Here is an 18,780-nt window from a genome sequence, read left to right as displayed (position 1 = left end):
GTGGGGCGTCTTGGACTGTCCGGCGCCAGCGCCGTCGCAGCTTGGACTGACCGGCGCGGCTTGATTCACGTTGGCGTGCTGATAGCTTGCGGTATGCTGGTCTTCTGCGGGCGTCTGTTTGGCGTGCGAGGTTCGGCGAGCGCCAAGCCTTTTTTTAAGAACTTAGAAAAGCCATTCTCGAAAAGTCGTTCTCGATGTCCGTCATCAGGAAGTCGCTCTCGACCGAGATGCTGCCACAGGACTTGTCCGACCGGCAGCGCTTCATCCGCTTCGCGGAGCTGTTCGAGCATTTCTCCAACACCGGCGAGCTCGATCCGGCGTCCGACGTGCCGTTTCGCGCCACGATGAACTCGATCCATATCGGCACCACCATGCTCGGCCGTTGCGACGGCAGCTTCGTCACGGTCCGGCGCGAGAAGCGCCAGGTGATCGAGACCGGCGACGACCGCTTTTGCCTCGCGCGCAACACCGGAGATCTTCCGTCTCAGGTGATCCATCGTGGCCGCGAATTCACCATGCGGCCGGGAGCGATGGTGCTGCTCAAGCTGGACGAGCCGTTCTTCGCGGCCGACGGCGCGAGCCAAAAGCGTTTCACCAACGTGCATCTGCCGGTCGATACGCTGCGCGCGATGGTCGCCGACATCGACGATCTCGTCGGCTGCGAGCTCGAGCCCGGCGGCGCGCTGTTGCTGGCGATGGATTACAGCGATCTCCTCCTCCGCAATCCCACGGCCGCCGACGAGGCCGGCATGGCGATCGCCGGCCATCTGCTCGACCTTGCCGCGATCGGTCTCGGTGCCCGCAGCGATATCGCCACTGCCGCGCGACGCGGGGGCCTGCGCGCCGTGCGGCTCAAGGCCGTGCTGTCGATTCTTGAGGCGCGCTTCCACGAGCCGGGTTTTTCCGCCCAGAAGCTTGCCGCCGCCGGCGGCCTTTCCGAGCGCTACGTCAACGAGCTGCTGTTCGAGGCCGGCGCCAGCTTCACCACCCGCCTCACTGAGCTGCGTCTGCGCAAGGCCGCCGACCTCCTGGCACATCGCGAGGGCCGCATCAGCGACATCGCCTTTGCCTGCGGCTTCAACGATCTCTCTTATTTCAACCGCTGCTTCCGCAGGCGGTTTGGGTTGACGCCGACCGCGGCGAGGGGGAAGTGAGAGAGCGCTAGGTCTCCACCCTCGGTGGCGGATAGCGGCGCGCCAGCGCTGACAGCGGCAGGAGCCGTTCGCCTTCCGGCAGCTCGAGAAAGGCCAGCACTTGCGGCCGCTTCCAGTCACCGATGCCGAAATCCATCGCCATCCATTTCTGCGGCTCGGGGCCTTCGAGGCCCCGGACCCAGACGAAATAGCGGGGGAGGTCGTCGGCGTCCGCTTCCGTCGTGCGTCTCCTGGCCATCGAAGCTGCTCACTGCATCACCATTTCGTTGCGATAGGATATAGGTATCGGCTCGCTGAAGTCGAACTCCCGGCTGCGGGTCCTGAGAGGCTGGGCCGGCTGGTTAATTGCGCAGGTCTGAAGATATGAATGAAGTGATGATCGACGGCTGGGGTGACGCCTCGGACGTCACGAAAAGGCTGATCGGCTCGTGGTCCTTCAACCGTGTCATCGAAGGCCAGGCTACGATGCAGGGTATCGCGATCTTCACGCCACTGGACGGGGGGCGGTTGGCCTATCGCGAGCAGGGACATCTGAAGCTCGCGAACGGCGCCATTGTGCAGGCCGAACGCGAATACGTCTTCAGCAACAGCGAGGGCGGATTCAAGGTCTTCTTCAGGGAAGATCCGCCGCGGCTGTTTCACGAGATTTCATTGTCCGCATCTTCCGGGGGAGAGCTGAGCGGACGTGCGCGCCATCTTTGCAAGCACGACGACTATCAGTCGGCCTACATGTTTCGGCCGGATGGAACGTTCGTCGTCCGTCATGTCGTATCGGGTCCACGCAAGGACTACACGATGAACACGACCTACACGCGTCTCGCGTGATCAAGCCGGGGCGATGGCGACGGCCGTGCCGCCTCTCACCGCCAGAGCTCACTCTCCGCCACGCGGTTGATGTCGGCGAGCCGGCGGTCGGCGTCGCCGTGAATATCGATGCTCTCGACCAGCGTTAGCAGACGCTGATATGCGCCATCGGCGATTTCGACCGGCAGCGGCTCCTCGTCAAAGGCCTCGACATAGCTGCCGACGAGGCCGCTCAACAGGCGGCAAAGACCGCGCTGGGCGGGATCGTCCCGGCCGAGCGTCTCGAGCTTTTGCTGAAATGTCCGGAAGGTGCGCAGGCCGTGGTGCTGCTGCGAAAGCCACGTATGCAGGTCGTTCATGTGAGCTCCTTCGAGTTACAGAAGAAGCTACCGGTTTATACAGGTAGGATGTGACGATTGGAAGGGGAGGGAAATACCGGACTCGTTGATCTAGTCCGCCTTCGCCAAGGCTTCGGCGGGACAGCCTTCCCTGCTTCGCATGGATAGACCTCCGCCCGGCTCGCCCAGCCGTAGCTGCGAAGCAGCGAAGGCTGGTGCCCCTGGCCGGAATCGAACCAGCACTCCTTGCGGAACTCGATTTTGAGTCGAGCGCGTCTACCAATTCCGCCACAGGGGCTCCCGGTCGGCCCCTGGAAAAGGGCCTCGCAAAGCGGGCGGACTATAGCCATGGACAGGGCAGGGTCAACCCGCGCCAAAGTGATCCCGGCCGTTCTCGACAGCCGCCTGGGCCGGGGTTAGAGCCTTAAGAAAGCGACCCATCCGGAAGAGGCTGCCGTGACGACCCAGAGTGCCGCAATACCTGCATTCAGGCCGGCTGGGACCGGTCCCGCGCTGACCGCCTCGGTGCTCGTCACGCTGATTGCCGCCGCGACCATCGCCGGCGCCTGGTTCTTCCAGCTCGTGCTGGAGATCCTGCCCTGTCCGCTGTGCCTGGAGCAGCGCTACGCCTATTATCTCGCGATCCCGGTCGGTGTGCTCACGGCGCTTGCGGCGCGGAGCGGGGCGCCGCGGCCGCTGCTGCTCGCGGGCCTTGCGATCCTCGCGCTGGCGACACTCGCCAATGCCGGCCTCGGCACCTACCACTCCGGCGTCGAATGGGGTTTCTGGAAGGGCCCGACCGATTGCTCCGGTCCCGTCATCAATCTCGGCAATGCCGCCGACCTTCTGTCCAAGCTCGATACCGTGAAGGTGGTGCGCTGCGACGAGGTGCAGTGGCGGTTTCTCGGCCTTTCGCTCGCCGGCTACAACGTGCTGATCTCGCTGTTGATGGCCGCGATCGCGGCGTGGGGATTTTTGCGGACGGCGAGGCGTTAGGTAAGCTGCCGTAGGGTGGGCAAAGCGACTTGTCCGCCGTAGCTCGAAGAGCGAAGGCGGAAGCGTGCCCACCATTTTTAGCGATATTGCGGGAGCATAGTGGGCACGGCGCTAGCGCGCCTTTGCCCATCCTACGAGACCGGAGCTCCGCTACGACTGCGGCGCTTCGCTAATCATCCACATCGTCCTGCGTGCGGCCGAACAGGTGCACGATGCCCGGGGTCGCGATCGTCACGAACACGAAGCGCGACAAATGATGGGCGCCGACGAAGATCGGGTCGATGTGCAGCGTGAGCGCGAGCGCCAGCATCGCATCCATCGCGCCCGGCGCGAAGGCGACGACGACATCCGATAATTTCACCTGCGCGGTGAGCGCGACGATGCCGACGAAGATGGCCGAGACGGCGATGGCCACGGCAAACGAGCCCAGCGCCGCATGGATGTGGCCGGCGAGCGTCTTGATCCGCATCCGCGCGAAACGGCTGCCGATCAGCGCGCCGATGCCGATCAGCGCCACGCCGCGCACCCAGTTCGGCAGGCCGCCCTCGACCCAGCCTGCGCCATGCAGCACGCTGGAGGCGATCATCGCGCCGAACATCCAGCTCGCCGGAAACTTGATCAGCCGCAGCAGGAGCGCCGCGGCCAGCGAGGCCGCGACCAGCTCCACGAGCTCGAGCGGCGAGGCGATCGTCGTCGTCAGCGACGGCGCGACGGAGGGCGCCACGCCCGCGAACGCGAGCACCATCGGCAGCGCCGCGGTGAGGATGATCACGCGCAGGGTCTGCACCACCGCGATGCCGGGCAGGTCGGCGCCGCGCTCGACCGCCAGGATCGTGATCTGCGACAGCGCGCCGGGGCTGCCGGCGAGGAAGGCCGAGGTGCGGTCCCAGCCATGAATGCGCTGGAGGTAATAGCTCGAGCCGAAGGTCGAGCAGAAGGTCGCGAGCGCAAGCAGGCCGATGGTGAGGGGATAGGCGCTGACCTGTTGCAGCAGGTGGCGCGAGACGACCGAGCCCAGTGAAATGCCGAGCAGCACCAGCACGGTCTGGGTCAGGATCGGCGGCAGTGCCAGCTGGCGGCCGGCGATCGCGGCGATCCCGACCGCGATCATCGAGCCCGAGATCAGTCCCCCGGGAAGTCCGGCGACCAGAAACACGAGGCCGCCGGCGGTGCCGATGACGAGCGTCTCCACCGTGCTCAAGATCTTGGCACGGCTTGGCCATTCGAACGGCAGGGAGGCGGTGATTTGCTTCACGCCACCTTATCGCAAATCAACGAGAGGCGCACAATTGCAGCCTCGTCATGCCGCAATGCGCGCGCCTCTCACGGATGCTCGCGAGCCGTAGTGTGACGGATTTACTTCTTGTCGGCGGCGGGGGCGGCGGTGCCGGCCTTCGCTTCCTTCATGCACTCACGGCGGAATTTTTTGCGCTCCTTGCCCTTCAGTGCCTTGGCGTCCGCTTGCTTGGAGCATTCGAGCGACTCCGCCGAGCGCTCCTTCGACGCCTTCTTGTCGGCGGGGGCGGCGGCAGTTGTGGTCTTGGCGTCGGTCTTGGCAGCCGGCGCGGCGGTCTGCGCGAAGGCGGTGCCGGTGGCGAGCAGGGAGGTCAGGGCGACGATGGCGAGGCGAGACGTGAAGGTCATGGTGGTGCACTCTTGCGAGATTGCGGAGGGTTGGGAACGTCGGCTCGCCTTGCTGAACGCGACATGAATAATCCGAACCGGGGGGATCACTATATTTTGGCGGCAGGCGCCATCGCTTCCTTGTCGCGGCCGGGCGGCACGCTAGGATAGCAATCCTCGTTTCGCTTCCGTCGGGGAAGACCAAGGAGGAGGACCAAGGATGACCATTCAATCAAAATTGCTGTGTGCGGTTGCATTGACGGGCTTTGCCGCGCTGGTCGCGAGCGCGCCGGCGCAGGCGCTGACCTCGCAGGAGTGCAGTGCGAAATACCAGGCCGCCAAGAAGGACGGCTCGCTTGGCACAACGAAGTGGAATGACTTCCGCAAGGCCCAGTGCGGAGCGGATGCGACGCCTGCCGCCGCGCCGGCCGCCGCTGCTCCGGCTGCGCCCGCCGCTCCCGCCGAGCCGAAGCAGGCGAAGAAGGAGGCGGCCCCCGCTGCCGCGCCAACCCTGCCGGCCGGACCTGCGATCTATCCGAACGCCGTCGATCCGAAATACGCCAAGGAGACCGCCGGCAAGGCGCGCCTCCACACCTGCGTCGACCAGTACAACGCCAACAAGACCACCAACGGCAATGGCGGCATGAAGTGGATCGAGAAGGGCGGCGGCTATTACAGCGAGTGCAACAAGAAGCTGAAGGGCGCCGCCTGAGCTTCGACATGATGCGATGGCCGGAGCAAAGCTCCGGCCATTAGCCCAACAGCTTCTCGGCCGACTTCGCCACGAGCTGCGAGCGTTTGCGCGGACCGCGCTCGACGAACAGCAAGCTCTGGCCGAAGATGAAGCAATAGAAAAGGAAGGCCTGCGCCTCGGCCGCCTCGGCCTCGAGGCCGGTGGCGCGGTAGAGCTCGGCGACGTGCTTGAGCCGCGCCGCGTCCACGCTCGCGACTGCCGTGGCGGCGTTTTCGTCCGAGCGGGCCCATTGCCGGATCGCGAGCTCGATCGCCATACCCTCCGGATTGAGCCGCTCGGAATAGAGCTGGATCACCGCCTTCAGCCGCTCGCGGGGCTCTTGTCCATCGAGGCTTGTCTGCTGCGCGATCGACGCCGCGCGTCCCTCGCGCCAGCGTTCCAGCATGGCATCGAGCAGCGTGGCACGGTCGGCGAAGCGGCGGTAGAAGCCGCCCTTGGTGACGCCGAGATTCTTGGCGAGCACCTCGACCCTGACACCCTCGACCCCCGAGCGGGCAAGCTCGGTAAACCCTGCCTCGACCCAGACATCGCCCTTGCCGTCGTTCATGAAGGAAGCCTCACCGGTTCTTGATACGGTGCCGTATTGCTAACGCGAGGAGGCGCTGATACGCTACCGTATCAATGATCAGAGGATGGAAAAACAGCAGGAGGAATTGCGATGCAGGAGGCGACCTATCGCGGCACGGTCTATCCGTGGCAGTGCGATCATGTCGGTCACATGAACATCATGTGGTATGTCGGCAAGTTCGACGAGGCCAACTGGAATCTGTTCGCCCGCCTCGGGCTGACGCCGAGCTATCTGCGCTCTTCCGGCCGCGGCATGGCCGCCGTGCAGCAGAACATCACCTACAGGCGGGAGCTGCTTGCCGGCGACATCGTCGAGATCCGCAGCCATTTGCTGGAGGTCCGCGACAAGTCGATCCGCTTCCGGCACGACATGACCAATGCCGAGACCGGCGAGATCGCCGCGTTCTGCGACATCACCGGCGTGCACATGGACCGCAGCCAGCGGAAGTCGGCGCCATTCACGGATGCGATCCGCGCGGTCGCTCTGCAGCATCTTGCCGAGCCGGCCGAGGCCTGAGCCATGGCCGCGTTCGAGCCGAAAAATCCGGGCTATCGCGCTGCTACCATTGCCATGTTCGACGGCCAGCCGGCGATGCGCACGCTCGGCATCGTGATCGTCCGCCTCGCGCCGGGCGAGGTCGAACTGGCCATGCTGCATTCGGCGGCCTTCACGCAGCAGAACGGTTTTGTCCATGCCGGCATCATCACGGCAGGCCTCGACAATGCCTGCGGCGTCGCCGCCTTCACCCTGATGCCGCGCGAGGCCGACATCCTGACCGTCGAGTTCAAGACCACGCTGCTGGCACCCGCCCGCGGCACGCGCTTCGTCTTCAAGGCCGAGGTGGTCAAGCCCGGCCGCACGCTCACCTTCTGCGAGGCCCGGGCCTTTGCCGAGCACGAGGGTAACACCACGCTGATCGCCACCATGACCGGGACGCTGATGGCGATGCTGCCCCGCGCGGCGGCTTCGCCAGCGCCGGCGGCGATCCGCGCATAGCATGGCGATGACATCGCGCCCGCAACGCTCTATATGACGCGTAACAGGTCCCGGTCGCGAACCGTATTTGCAGCGATGGGACCGAAACGGGACGAGATATGGCTGGATTCAGGAACAAGGGCCTCGTGGCGACGCGGCGTGCGGCGCTGACGCTGATCGGGGCTGGTGCCCTTGCGGCAGGTCGGATCACCTCTGCGCGCGCGGCCGCCGCCGATGACGAGGTGCTGACCGAAGCCAAGGTGTTGCGCGACCCCGATGTTCCCGTCGCCGGTAATCCCGACGGCAACATCAGCATTATCGAATGGTCCGACTACAATTGTCCCTATTGCCGCAAGCTCGAACCGGAGCTGCGCCAGGTGGTCCAGGACGACGGCAAGGTGAGGCTGGTGATGAAGGATTGGCCGATCCTCGGGCCGGTCTCGGTCACCGCGGCGCGGATCGCGCTCGCGGCAAAATTCCAGGACAAATACCATCAGGCGCATGATGCCATGATGGGTGTCAGCTCGCGCCTGACAGAGCCGCGCATCAACGAGCTGCTCGCTGCCGCCGGCGTCGACATGGACCGCCTGAAGCGCGATCTCACCGACCGTGCCAAGGACATCGACGCCGTCCTCAAGCGCAACAACGAGCAGGCCGAAGCCTTCGGCTTTAGCGGTACCCCCTCCTTCATCGTCGGCAAGTATCGCGTGCCGGGCGTGCTCAGCATGACCGAGTTCGAGCAGGTCATCGCCGATGCCCGCAAGGCCAAGATGAACTGACGCGACCGCATCGATCGCCGTCAATACAAAGGCGCCGCCGCGGACCCGCGACGGCGCCTTGTTCGTGATACGGCGTCGTTACTTCGACGAGATGCGGACCCAGTCCTTGTGCGCGCGATCGCGCAGCGCATCCCAATCGGCCTTGGCGACGTCCCAGTTCACGATGGTGCGATTGGACGTCGCGACCTCGCCATTGGCGACCGACGACGTCTGCATGGAGTCATAGACGTACACGCCGCAACCGAGCAGCAGCGCGCCCAAAATCATTCCGAAAAACGTCTGCATCTGCGAACCTCCGGTGACGGGCGATAACGTCGGCCCGGAGTGATGGTTCCGCGGCAGTACGGCGCAGATAAGGACGACCCGTTCATCCGCGGTTCAGCCACTCCAGCAGCTCTGCGTTGATCTCGCGCGGATAGGTGTGGCTGAGGTCGTCGATCTCGCGATAGGTGACATCGGCGCCGGTGGCGGAGAGGGCCGCCTGCGTCTGGCGCGCGGTCTGTACCGGAAACATCCAGTCGAGCTTGCCGTGGGTGATGAAGATCGGCAGCCCCTGCAGGCGCACGGCGTCCGCCATCTCCGCCATCAGCGGATGGAAGGTCGCCGACACCGGCGCGAGATGCGTGAAGGGCGAGGCGCCGTCGAGCCCGGTGACGTAGCAGAAGGTGCCGCCGTCACTCATGCCGGTCAGCAGCAGGCGCGAGCCGTCGATGGTCCAGCGGCTGCGCACCGTATCGAGAATGCGCATGAGGTTCGGCGTGTCGCTATCGTCGCCCATCAGCGCCCATGTCGGGCCGGTCGCGGTCGGCGCCACCAGGATCGCGCCAAGGCTGCGGGCATCGCGCAGCCAGCTCCAGAGAAAACCGCGGCCGTTGCCGCTGCCGCCATGCAGCGCCATCACCAGCGGCATGGCGCGCTCCGGCGAATAATATTCTGGCACATAGACCGAGAAGCCGCCGCGGCTGCCGGGCTCGTTGTGGTCGTGGAAGATGCCGGTGTGTTCGCCCGCGCCGGCTTCCAGCCGCGCCAGCAGATCGTCATTCTCGCGATTGGCGGCATTGAGGAAGAAGCTGCTCACCGGCGGAAACTGGGTCGACAGCGGATACAGCGCCTCCTGCGCACGAGGCAGATGGCGTAGCGCGCGGAAGACCGCGACGAGATCGCCATTGCCGCGCTCGACCTCGCGTATGCCGGCAAAGGCGGCGAGCGTCTCGTTGCAGGCGCGGTCGAGCCGCTCGCGCAGCCCCGTGAACTGCTCGGGCCAGGCGCCGATCGCAGCGTGCGCCGCCTGCAGCGCCGCGTCGGGCGCGCCGATCGCATTCATCACCGAGGCAAAGGCCGGCGGATGCAGATTCCGGGTGAAGAAGCCGAGTGCTTCCAGCGCGTTGAGCAGCGGCGGCAGCACGGTCACGATGTCGTCAACGACGGCCTCGCTCATCGCCGCTTTCCTTGCCTGATGTCGGTTCGATCTCGTCAGTGCAGCTTCGGCGCCTTCAAGAGCTTGAAGCGGTCGGTCGACGTCACCGTGACGTCGAAGGTGACACCTTCATGATGCACGGTCAGCGGCACGTCGACGCCGGCGGCGCCGAGCGCCCACATCGTCTTGTAGAAGGCGGTCTGGCTCGTCACCTCCTGGCCGTCCACCGCAAGGATGACATCGCCGGTCTTCAGCTCCGCGCGCGCGGCCGGGCCGTTGGTGGAAATCCCGATCACCACCAGGCGGTTGTCGATTTCGGTCGAATAGAGCCCGAGCCAGGGGCGCGACGGCTTGTTGACGCGGCCGAATTTGCGCAGATCGTCGAGCACCGGCTTCAACAGGTCGATCGGCACGATCATGTTGACGTGCTCGGCCTTGCCTTCGCGTTCGCGTTCGAGCTGCAGCGAGCCGATGCCGATCAGCTCCCCGCGCTCGTTGAGCAGCGCCGTGCCGCCCCAGTTCGGATGTGCGGGATAGGTGAACACGGCCTCGTCCAGCAGATATTCCCAATAGCCGGCGAATTCCTGCTTGGCCACGATCTGGCTCGCGACCGATCGGGTGCGCCCGCCGGCGCCGCCGACCACGACGCGGTCGCCGACCCTTGTTTTCGCCGAGTTGCCGAGCGGCAAGGGTTCGACGTCGAGCTGACCGAGCGCCTGCACGAGGCCGAAGCCGGTGACGGAATCGAAACCGAGCGCATGCCCTTCGACGACGCGCCCGTCGGCGAGATGCAGCCACACCGATTCCGCCTCGGTAATGAGGTAGCCGATGGTGAGCACCAGCCCGTTGTCGATCACGACGCCGTTGCCGGCGCGTTCGGTGCCCAGCGTTTCGGCACTGAAGGCGTCGGGCGGGATGATGGCGTGCAGGCCGACGACGGACGCGAGCGAGCGGTCGAGATCGAAACCGTAGTCGCTCGCGCGCGGCTGATTGGCCGGCGGCACTCTCCATTCGGTCAGGGCGGGCATGGAGTTCTCCTGGCTGAGAGCATTGCTCCGCCTTGGCCGGCGGAACGACGCGCGAAGCACTCATAATTTAGGCTGGAGGAGGCCGTCTTGAAAGCCTCGTTCCCAACTATTCCGGAGATCGCCGCGTGAAATCTTCGACAGGCACAGGACGCCCGCACAGGTGGCAAGCGGCCGCGCGATCCAGCACCGGCCGCATGGCTGCTGTCCCGCGACGTGCTAGGCGGGGTGCAATGAAGCTGCTAACCATTGCCGCTTCGTTTGACCAAGAGATCACGGACCGAAGCATGGATAACCGCAGCGACATCTGGCGTGGCGTCGACACGATCAAGGCGCGTTTCATCGACCTCAGCGACAGGGTCTGGGGCATGCCCGAGGTGTGCTACACCGAGGCGCGGTCCGCCGCCGAGCATCTCGCCGAGCTGCGCCACCAGGGTTTCCGCGTCACCGAGAACGTCGCGGGCATCCCGACCGCGGTGATGGGCGAGTGGGGTGAGGGCGGTCCGGTCATTGCCTTCATGGGTGAATATGACGCGTTGCCGGGCCTTAGCCAGGAGGCCGGCGTCGCCGAGCACCGTCCGGTCGAGACCGGCGGCCATGGCCATGGTTGCGGCCACAACCTGCTTGGTTCCGCGGCCCTGCTCGCCGCGACCGCGATGAAGGACTGGCTCGCCGAGAACAAGGTGCCCGGCCGCGTTCGCTATTACGGCTGCCCGGCGGAAGAGGGCGGCGCAGCCAAGGCCTTCATGGTGCGCTCGGGCGTGTTTGAAGACGCCGACATCGCCATCACCTGGCATCCGCATAGCTTCTGGGAAGTCGCGGTAACGCCGTCGCTCGCCAACACGCGTGCGGATTTCATCTTCACCGGTCGTACGTCGCACGCGGCGGCCTCGCCGCATCTCGGCCGCTCCGCGCTCGACGCGGTGGAGCTGATGAATGTCGGCGTGAACTACATGCGCGAGCATATGCCGAGCGACGCCCGCGTGCATTACGCCGTGCTCGACACCGGCGGCATCGCTCCCAACGTGGTGCAGGCACATGCGCGCGTGCGCTATTCGATCCGCGCCCGCGATCTGCCCGGCATGAACGAGCTGGTCGGACGCGTCAGCAAGATCGCAGAAGGCGCAGCGTTGATGACCGAGACCAAGGTCGAGATGAAGATCATCTCCGCGGTCTCCAACATCCTGCCGAATACGCCGCTGGAGCAGGCCTTGCACCGGGTGATGGAAGAGCTGGGGCCGCCGCATTTCGACGACGCCGACAAGGGGTTTGCCAGCCAGATCCGCGCGACGCTCAGCGACAAGGACATCGCGTCGGTCTATTACGCGATCGGCATGGAGCCGACCGATCGGCCGCTGGCCGACTTCCTGGTGCCGCTCGATGCCAAGCGCAACCCGCTGGTCGGCTCGACCGACGTCGGCGACGTGAGCTGGGTGGTGCCGACCGTGCAGGTTCACGCACCGACGGTTGCAATCGGCACGCCGTTCCACACCTGGCAGGTGGTGGCGCAGGGCAAGAGCGGACACGCTCATAAGGCCATGGTGCAGGCGGCCAAGGCGATGGCCGGGATCGGCATCAAGGCGTTGACCGATCCGGAGCTGATCAAGGCCGCGAAAGCGGACTTGCAGAAGCGGACCGCCAAGACACCTTATGTCTGCCCGCTGCCGGACCACGTCGCGCCGCCGCTGACCATGTCCGTGGCGTAGAATTTCGCCTCGATACTTCGTCTGATGCCGCGAACAAATTTTCCGCAGTGCAACGTGGATTCCGGCGCGATTTAGCGCCGGATTGCCGAACGCTTGGGCTGCGGAACAGAGTTTTGCCCAACAGACAGCCAGAACACCGTTTGCATACACATGGTCGCAGTTGACGCGCGGCCTATTCGGTGTGCCATCTACCGCCAGCAAAAACCCGGCGGCCGCGGTGCGGCTGCCTGCATCCATACGGGAACCAGACGGGGGACAACCATGCTGGATAAAGAACTGCGTTCGATGATCGGTGACGTGAAGGACGGCCGGATGGACCGCCGTGCCTTCATCATGCGTATGGCCGCGGTCGGCCTCACCGCCCCCCTCGCCAACCAGATCCTCGCGCTCGGCGGCGTCGCCATGGCGGAAGGTGCCCAGACCTACAAGCCGACCAAGCGCGGCGGCGGCGGTGCGCTGAAGCTGCTGTGGTGGCAGGGGCCGACCCTGCTCAATCCGCATTTCGCCACCGGCACCAAGGACCAGGACGGCGCGCGCCTGTTCTACGAGCCCCTCGCCTGCTGGGATCCCGACGGCAACATGAAGCTGGTTCTGGCGGCCGAAATTCCCTCGATCGAGAACGGCGGCCTCGCCGCCGACGGCAAGTCGGTGACCTGGAAGCTCAAACCAGGCGTCAAATGGCATGACGGCAAGCCGTTCACCGCCGATGACGTCGTGTTCAACTGGGAATATGCCAGGGATCCGGCGACCTCCGCCCTGACCATCGCGACGCTCCGCGACATCACGGTCGAGAAGGTGGATGACCTCACGGTTCGCATCCTCTTTAACAAGCCGACGCCGTTCTGGGCCGACGCCTTTGTCGGGGCTCCCAACACCATCATCCCCAAACATTTGTTCGCCGACTACAAGGGGTCCAAATCGCGGGAAGCGCCCACCAACCTCTCGCCGGTCGGCACTGGCCCCTACAAGTTCGTCGAGTTCAAGCCGGGCGATCTCGTCCGCGGCCAGCTCAATCCCGATTACCACATGCCGAACCGGCCTTATTTCGACACGGTCGAGATGAAGGGCGGCGGCGACGCCGTCTCTGCGGCGCGCGCGGTGATCCAGACCGGCGAATATGATTTCGGATGGAACATCCAGGTCGAGGACGACGTGCTGCTGCGCCTCGAAAAGGGCGGCAAGGGCAAGACCGTTTATGCCGTGGGCGGCGACACCGAATTCATCGCGCTCAACTTCACCGATCCGAACACCGAGGTCGATGGCGAGCGCTCCTCGATGAAGACCAAGCATCCGCTGTTCTCCGATCCGGCGGTACGCAAGGCGCTGTCGATGCTGGTCGACCGCGAGTCCATCAAGAAGGCGATCTACGGCCGCGCCGGCCGCACCACCGCCAACTTCCTCAACGGTCCCGAGAAGTTCGTCTCCAAGAACACGACCTGGGAATTCAGCATCGAGAAGGCCTCGAAGCTGCTCGACGACGCCGGCTGGAAGCCCGGCGCGGATGGCATCCGCGAGAAGGACGGCAAGAAGCTGAAGCTTCTGTACCAGACCTCGATCAACGGACCGCGTCAGAAGACCCAGGCGATCGTCAAGCAGGCCTGTCAGAAGGCCGGCATCGACGTCGAGCTGAAGTCGGTGGTGGCGTCCGTGTTCTTCTCCTCCGATGTCGCCAACCCCGACACCTACGCGCATTTCTACGCCGATCTCCAGATGTTCCAGATCCCGCTGAGCCAGCCGGATCCGTCTCAGCATATGCGCCGCTATCTGTCGACCAACGTCGCCACGAAGGAGAACAAGTGGCAGGGCACGAACTTCCCGCGCTGGGTCAACAAGGACTATGACGCAGCGATCGAAGCAGCCGAAGGCGAAATGGATCCGGTCAAGCGCGCGGCGCACTATATCAAGGCCAACGACCTCATGTTCCAGGACACCGTGTTCATCCCGGCGCAGCATCGCCTAAAGGTGGAAGCGGCAGCCAACAATCTGCGCCCGATCATCAGCGGCTGGGCCAACGAAACCGACAATCTGCACGATTGGTACCGCGAGGAATGATCCCCCAGCTCTAGACGGGGTCTTTCCCTATGAGTCAGTACGTCCTGCGTCGCCTCCTGATCGCGATTCCGAGTCTTCTCGGAATCTCGGTTGTGCTGTTCGTCGTGCTGGCGCTTGCGCCAGGCGATCCGTTCTCGGAACTGGCGACGAACCCGAACGTCCCGCCCGAGGTGCAGGCCGCACTTCGGGCCAAGTTCGGCCTCGACGATCCGATCCACCTCCGTTACCTGCACTGGCTCAACGCGATGCTGCACGGCGACTGGGGTTTCTCCTTCGTCAGCCGGATGAATGTCGACACGCTGATCCTCCAGCGTCTGCCGGCGACGCTCTACGTGATCGGCTCGGCGCAGATCCTGGCGCTGCTGATCGCGATCCCCGTCGGTGTCTATGCGGCAACAAAGCCCTATTCGCTGTTCGACCAGATCGCCAATACGCTCGCCTTCGTCGGCTTCTCGCTGCCGACCTTCTTCACCGGCATTCTGTTCATCCTGATCTTCTCGGTTACGCTGGACTGGCTGCCTTTCGTCTATACGACCGACATCAAGGGCACCGGCATCCATTGGGTGCTGGAGATGATCCGGCAGGCGATCATGCCGGTGGCGGTGCTCGGTCTGTTTCAGGCGGCGTCGATGACGCGTTTCGTTCGCTCGGCGATGCTCGACGTGATCCGGCTCGACTACGTCACCACGGCGCGCGCGAAGGGCCTCGGACAGGCCACGGTCATCGTGAAGCACGTGATGCGAAACGCGATGATCCCGGTCGTCACCCTGATTGCGCTGCAGATGCCGGCCGTGTTCGGCGGCGCCATCGTCACCGAGCAGATCTTCCGCATCCCCGGCATCGGCTCGCTGCTGATCTCCTCCATCCTTTCCAACGACACGCCGGTGGTGATGGCCGTTACCTTCGTCTTCGCGTGCCTCGTCGTGCTGTTCAATCTCATCGCGGACGTCCTTTATGGCTGGCTTGACCCTCGCATCTCCCTCCGCTGAGCGGCGCGTCTACTCGCCCTGGCGCGAGATGTGGCGGCGCTACAGCCGCCACAAGCTCGCCGTGGTCAGTGCGTTTCTGCTCCTCATTCTGATCCTGGCGGTGGTGGCCGGCCCCTTCGTCTGGCGGGTCAAGATCGACGACATCGATATCGTGGCGGGCATGCAGGGGCCGTCGCTTGCCCATCCGTTCGGCACCGACGATCTCGGGCAAGACATCCTGGCCCGCATGATCTATGGCGGCCGCATCTCGCTCGCGGTCGGCCTTGCCGCGATGCTGGTCTCGGTCTTTATCGGTGTCCTGATCGGTGCGCTCGCCGGCATGTCGCGCGGCGCGCTCGGCCACGGCCTGATGTGGCTCACCGATCTCTTCCTGTCCCTGCCGCAACTTCCGCTGCTGCTGCTGCTGATCTATCTCTTCCGCGACGGGCTGAAGCAGATGTTCGGTCCCGAGGGCGGCATCTTCATCCTGATCGTGCTCGTGATCGGCGGCTTGCGCTGGATGCCGGTCGCGCGGCTGGTGCGCGCACAGTTCCTGTCGATCCGCGAGAAGGAGTTCGTCGAGGCCGCCCGTGCGCTCGGCGCAAGTCCGGTGCGCCAGGTGGTGCGGCACATCCTGCCCAATGCGCTCGGTCCCGTGATCATCGCCGGCACCATCGACGTCGCTGCCGCCATCATCGCGGAATCGACGCTGTCCTTCCTCGGCCTCGGCTTCCCGCCGGATACGCCGACCTGGGGCCGGCTCTTGTACGATGCCAAGGATTTCCTCGACATCGGCCCGCACTGGGCGCTGTTTCCGGGCGGCGCGATCTTCATCGCGGTGGTCGCCATCAACTTCATCGGCGACGGCCTGCGTGACGCGCTCGATGCGCGACGGGTGATCTGATGGCGCCGCTGCTGGAAATCAAAGGGCTGAAAACCCACTTCTCGACCGACGACGGCATCCTGCAGGCCGTCGACGGTGTCGACATCTCCATCAACAAGGGCGAGACGCTCTGTGTCGTCGGCGAATCCGGCTGCGGCAAGACCGTGACCGCGATGTCGATCCTGAAGCTGATCGCCATGCCGCCGGGCCGCATCGCGGCGGGCCAGATCATCTTCGAGGGCCGCGATCTCGTGCCGCTGACGAGCCGTCAGCTCGACGAGATCAGGGCCAAGGAGATCGGCTTCATCTTCCAGGAGCCGATGACCTCGCTCAATCCGGTGCTCACCATCGGCGAGCAGATCGCCGAGAGCCTGCGCCGCCATGAAGCGGTGACGAAGAAGCAGGCGCTCGAGCGCACCATCGAGATGCTGAAGCTGGTGCAGATCCCCAACGCCGAAGGCCGCGTGCACAACTATCCGCATCAGTTCTCAGGCGGCATGCGCCAGCGCGTGATGATCGCGATGGCGCTTGCCTGCAGGCCGAAGCTGATCATCGCCGACGAGCCCACCACCGCGCTCGACGTCACCATCCAGGCGCAGATCCTCGACCTCCTGCAGGATATGAAGGAGCGCTTCGGCATGGCGGTGATGCTGATCACCCACGCCATGGGCGTCGTCGCCGAGACCGCGCAGCGCGTCGTCGTGATGTATGCCGGCAAGGTGGTGGAGGAAGCGCTCGTCGACGACCTCTTCGGCAATCCCGGTCATCCGTATACACAGGGCCTGATCCGCTCGATCCCGCGCATCGATCTCGACAGCGAGCACAAGACAAGGCTCGAAGCGATCGGCGGCTCGGTCCCGATCCTGATCAATCCGCCGGTCGGTTGCCGCTTCGCCCCGCGCTGCAAGTTTGCCATGAACGTCTGCACCGAGAAGGAGCCGCTGCTGCGCGAGATCGCGCCCGGCCACCGCATGGCCTGTCATTTGGGAGATACGCAGTTGGGAGGCACGGCATGACCGAGCCCTTGCTCCGCGTCAGCGGCCTGAAGAAATATTTCCCCGTGCACGGCGGCCTGTTGTCGCGCCAGGTCGGCAGCGTCTATGCGGTCGACGGGGTCTCGTTCTCGGTCAACCGCGGCGAGACGCTCGGCCTCGTCGGCGAATCCGGGTGCGGCAAGTCCACCACCGGCCGCTGCGTGCTGCGCCTGATCGAGCCGACCGACGGCGAGGTCGTGTTCGACGGCCAGGACGTGCGCCAGCTCAGCGGCAATGATTTGCGCGCGATGCGGCGGAACATGCAGCTGGTGTTCCAGGATCCGTTCGCCTCGCTCAATCCGCGCATGACGGTCGGCGCCATCCTCGGTGAGGCCCTGATCATCCATAAGCTCGGGTCGTCGGCCAAGGAGCGCGAGGAGCGCGTCGCCAGCCTGCTCGTGAAGGTCGGCCTCAAGGCCGAGCACATGCGCCGCTACCCGCACGAATTCTCGGGCGGCCAACGCCAGCGCATCGTGATCGCGCGGGCGCTCGCGGTCGAGCCGAAGCTGATCGTCTGCGACGAGCCGGTGTCCGCGCTCGACGTGTCGATCCAGGCGCAGGTGATCAATCTGCTGGAGGATCTCCAGGCGGAGCTGAACCTCACCTATCTGTTCGTCGCGCACGACCTGTCGGTGGTCGAGCACATCTCCGACCGCGTCGCCGTGATGTATCTCGGCCGGATCGTCGAGCTGGCGAAAGCGAGCGATCTCTACCGCAATCCGCAGCATCCCTACACCAGGGCGCTGTTGTCGGCGGTGCCGGTGCCCGATCCCAAGCTGAAGCGTGAACGCATTCGCCTCAAGGGCGACGTGCCGAGCCCGATGAAGCCGCCATCCGGCTGCCACTTCCACACCCGCTGCCCGATCGCCCAGCCGCGCTGCGCGGAAAGCGCACCCGAGCTGAAGGAAGGGGCGGGCGGGCACTTCGTGGCGTGCCACCTCGCCTGACGTCGCGCGAGGCGGTGCGCCCGTTCATCCGTCCCTGAGCAGGCCGTGCGCCGAAAGGGCCTGCCGGAAAGCCTCCACCGACGTGTGATGATGCGCGGAGAGGCCCGCTTCCCGCGCGCCGGCGACATTTGCCGCGAGGTCGTCGACGAACAGAACGGTCTGCGGCGTCCTCTGTAGCTCCGACAGGCAGAGGCGATAGCAGCGCGGGTCCGGCTTGGCCGCCTTGAACCGGGCCGACGTGTAGATGCGGGAGCCGAACAGCGGACGCAGTTCCGGCAGCAGCGTGTCGATATGGTCGGCGACCAGCGTGGTATTGTTGGTCAGGACGGCAACATCGACGGTTTCATGCAGGCGGCGGGCAATCTCCAGCACCGCGCGATCGGCCTTCATCGAACGGCGGCGTGCCTCCACCCACTCATCGAGCGACAGGGGATAGCCGATGCGCTCGCCAAATCCCCGCAAATAGTCGGCGGCATCGAGGGTGCCGGAGTCGCCTAGAAGCTCGAATCCGCTCTCCCAGATCGCCTTGTAGACGAACTCACTGGTGGTCCCCGCAAGCTCCGCCAGAAACGCGACGCGCCTTCCTCTGTCGTATTCGCAGAGGACATTGTCCATATCAAAGAGGACAAGCTTGATCTCGTCAGGCACGGGAACGCTCCCGGCCGGACCGAAACATCCGGCCGTGCTCAAAGTCATATCCCACTGGAACGCGGGCGACAAATCCGGGCACAAAGGCCGGACGTTGCGATACTGGTGT

The 18,780-nt window shown here is 65.0% G+C and carries 22 protein-coding genes and 1 tRNA gene; 13 read left to right on the top strand and 10 right to left on the bottom strand.

The genetic code is table 11. The annotated features are described in order from the left end of the window. The first annotated feature begins 194 nt into the window (after nt 1-194). Entirely contained in the window at nt 195-1,154 is a 960-nt protein-coding gene (locus AB7245_RS42020; RefSeq protein ID WP_135215746.1) for an AraC family transcriptional regulator, read from the top strand. A 7-nt stretch (nt 1,155-1,161) separates the two neighbouring features. On the opposite strand, the gene AB7245_RS42015 is transcribed toward AB7245_RS42020, so the two are convergent. After that, entirely contained in the window at nt 1,162-1,392 is a 231-nt protein-coding gene (locus AB7245_RS42015; RefSeq protein WP_439035657.1) for a hypothetical protein, read from the bottom strand. Nucleotides 1,393-1,517: 125 nt separating this feature from the next. On the opposite strand from AB7245_RS42015, the gene AB7245_RS42010 reads away from it, so the two are divergent. Beyond that, the gene (locus AB7245_RS42010) at nt 1,518-1,979 is read left to right on the top strand and encodes a DUF6314 family protein (RefSeq protein WP_085399475.1); all 462 of its coding nucleotides are present in this window, start codon (nt 1,518-1,520) and stop codon (nt 1,977-1,979) included. Nucleotides 1,980-2,014: 35 nt separating this feature from the next. On the opposite strand, the gene AB7245_RS42005 is transcribed toward AB7245_RS42010, so the two are convergent. Both AB7245_RS42005 and AB7245_RS42000 read right to left on the bottom strand, forming a co-directional pair. Then, the gene (locus tag AB7245_RS42005) at nt 2,015-2,317 is read right to left on the bottom strand and encodes a hypothetical protein (protein WP_085399474.1); all 303 of its coding nucleotides are present in this window, start codon (nt 2,315-2,317) and stop codon (nt 2,015-2,017) included. Nucleotides 2,318-2,509: 192 nt separating this feature from the next. Continuing rightward, nucleotides 2,510-2,594, bottom strand: a tRNA-Leu gene (locus tag AB7245_RS42000). 158 nt (nt 2,595-2,752) lie between these two features. Between AB7245_RS42000 and AB7245_RS41995 the strand changes: the two genes are divergently transcribed. Further along, on the top strand, nt 2,753-3,292 hold the full coding sequence (locus tag AB7245_RS41995) for a disulfide bond formation protein B (protein WP_085401904.1): 540 nt from the start codon (nt 2,753-2,755) through the stop codon (nt 3,290-3,292). Between the two features lie 169 nt (nt 3,293-3,461). On the opposite strand, the gene AB7245_RS41990 is transcribed toward AB7245_RS41995, so the two are convergent. Beyond that, nucleotides 3,462-4,547: an AbrB family transcriptional regulator gene (locus AB7245_RS41990; RefSeq protein ID WP_085401905.1), complete on the bottom strand. Its 1,086-nt coding sequence runs from the start codon at nt 4,545-4,547 to the stop codon at nt 3,462-3,464. Nucleotides 4,548-4,648: 101 nt separating this feature from the next. Continuing rightward, nucleotides 4,649-4,936 (bottom strand): PsiF family protein, encoded by a 288-nt coding sequence (locus AB7245_RS41985; RefSeq protein ID WP_085401906.1) that lies wholly within the window; start codon nt 4,934-4,936, stop codon nt 4,649-4,651. 199 nt (nt 4,937-5,135) lie between these two features. On the opposite strand from AB7245_RS41985, the gene AB7245_RS41980 reads away from it, so the two are divergent. Next, nucleotides 5,136-5,627, top strand: coding sequence for a hypothetical protein (locus AB7245_RS41980; RefSeq protein WP_063985822.1), 492 nt, complete (start codon nt 5,136-5,138; stop codon nt 5,625-5,627). Nucleotides 5,628-5,667: 40 nt separating this feature from the next. On the opposite strand, the gene AB7245_RS41975 is transcribed toward AB7245_RS41980, so the two are convergent. Next, the gene (locus AB7245_RS41975; protein ID WP_085401907.1) at nt 5,668-6,216 is read right to left on the bottom strand and encodes a TetR/AcrR family transcriptional regulator; all 549 of its coding nucleotides are present in this window, start codon (nt 6,214-6,216) and stop codon (nt 5,668-5,670) included. Nucleotides 6,217-6,327: 111 nt separating this feature from the next. On the opposite strand from AB7245_RS41975, the gene AB7245_RS41970 reads away from it, so the two are divergent. The 3 genes from AB7245_RS41970 to AB7245_RS41960 all read left to right on the top strand — a co-directional run bounded on the left by AB7245_RS41970 (nt 6,328) and on the right by AB7245_RS41960 (nt 7,991). Next, nucleotides 6,328-6,753: an acyl-CoA thioesterase gene (locus AB7245_RS41970; RefSeq protein ID WP_014491606.1), complete on the top strand. Its 426-nt coding sequence runs from the start codon at nt 6,328-6,330 to the stop codon at nt 6,751-6,753. 3 nt (nt 6,754-6,756) lie between these two features. Then, on the top strand, nt 6,757-7,233 hold the full coding sequence (locus AB7245_RS41965; protein WP_085401908.1) for a PaaI family thioesterase: 477 nt from the start codon (nt 6,757-6,759) through the stop codon (nt 7,231-7,233). 98 nt (nt 7,234-7,331) lie between these two features. After that, nucleotides 7,332-7,991, top strand: a complete 660-nt coding sequence (locus AB7245_RS41960) for a DsbA family protein (protein WP_028147336.1) — start codon at nt 7,332-7,334, stop codon at nt 7,989-7,991. A 78-nt stretch (nt 7,992-8,069) separates the two neighbouring features. Here the strand turns inward: AB7245_RS41960 and AB7245_RS41955 are convergent, their stop codons facing one another. From AB7245_RS41955 to AB7245_RS41945, 3 genes are all read right to left on the bottom strand, one after another. Continuing rightward, nucleotides 8,070-8,276, bottom strand: coding sequence for a hypothetical protein (locus tag AB7245_RS41955; protein WP_085401909.1), 207 nt, complete (start codon nt 8,274-8,276; stop codon nt 8,070-8,072). Nucleotides 8,277-8,358: 82 nt separating this feature from the next. Further along, nucleotides 8,359-9,429: a phospholipase gene (locus tag AB7245_RS41950; protein WP_085401910.1), complete on the bottom strand. Its 1,071-nt coding sequence runs from the start codon at nt 9,427-9,429 to the stop codon at nt 8,359-8,361. 35 nt (nt 9,430-9,464) lie between these two features. Next, entirely contained in the window at nt 9,465-10,436 is a 972-nt protein-coding gene (locus AB7245_RS41945) for a S1C family serine protease (protein ID WP_085401911.1), read from the bottom strand. A 284-nt stretch (nt 10,437-10,720) separates the two neighbouring features. Here AB7245_RS41945 and AB7245_RS41940 point away from each other — a divergent pair, with 284 nt between their 5' ends. From AB7245_RS41940 to AB7245_RS41915, 6 genes are all read left to right on the top strand, one after another. Next, on the top strand, nt 10,721-12,139 hold the full coding sequence (locus AB7245_RS41940) for a M20 family metallopeptidase (RefSeq protein WP_085401958.1): 1,419 nt from the start codon (nt 10,721-10,723) through the stop codon (nt 12,137-12,139). 261 nt (nt 12,140-12,400) lie between these two features. Beyond that, nucleotides 12,401-14,191 (top strand): peptide ABC transporter substrate-binding protein, encoded by a 1,791-nt coding sequence (locus AB7245_RS41935; protein ID WP_085401912.1) that lies wholly within the window; start codon nt 12,401-12,403, stop codon nt 14,189-14,191. 29 nt (nt 14,192-14,220) lie between these two features. Next, on the top strand, nt 14,221-15,180 hold the full coding sequence (locus tag AB7245_RS41930) for an ABC transporter permease (RefSeq protein ID WP_063985816.1): 960 nt from the start codon (nt 14,221-14,223) through the stop codon (nt 15,178-15,180). After that, nucleotides 15,146-16,063, top strand: coding sequence for an ABC transporter permease (locus AB7245_RS41925; RefSeq protein WP_014491615.1), 918 nt, complete (start codon nt 15,146-15,148; stop codon nt 16,061-16,063). The genes AB7245_RS41930 and AB7245_RS41925 overlap by 35 nt, the downstream gene beginning before the upstream one ends. After that, nucleotides 16,063-17,058 carry an ABC transporter ATP-binding protein gene (locus AB7245_RS41920; RefSeq protein ID WP_014491616.1) on the top strand — a complete coding sequence of 332 codons (996 nt, stop codon included), beginning with the start codon at nt 16,063-16,065 and terminating at the stop codon, nt 17,056-17,058. Before AB7245_RS41925 ends, AB7245_RS41920 begins: the two co-directional genes overlap by 1 nt. Then, a complete protein-coding gene (locus AB7245_RS41915; RefSeq protein WP_071909320.1) occupies nt 17,055-18,023 on the top strand; it encodes an ABC transporter ATP-binding protein in 969 nt (322 codons plus the stop codon). Before AB7245_RS41920 ends, AB7245_RS41915 begins: the two co-directional genes overlap by 4 nt. Nucleotides 18,024-18,047: 24 nt before the next feature. Here AB7245_RS41915 and AB7245_RS41910 read toward each other — a convergent pair whose 3' ends face one another. Then, on the bottom strand, nt 18,048-18,671 hold the full coding sequence (locus AB7245_RS41910; protein ID WP_244623344.1) for an HAD family hydrolase: 624 nt from the start codon (nt 18,669-18,671) through the stop codon (nt 18,048-18,050). Nucleotides 18,672-18,780: the final 109 nt, after the last annotated feature.

The sequence above is a fragment of the Bradyrhizobium sp. 604_D8_N2_3 genome, assembly GCF_051810765.1.
Lineage (GTDB): Bacteria > Pseudomonadota > Alphaproteobacteria > Rhizobiales > Xanthobacteraceae > Bradyrhizobium > Bradyrhizobium barranii.
The sequence above is the reverse complement of the archived record's forward strand: the minus strand, read 5'-3'. Positions and strand labels throughout refer to the sequence as shown.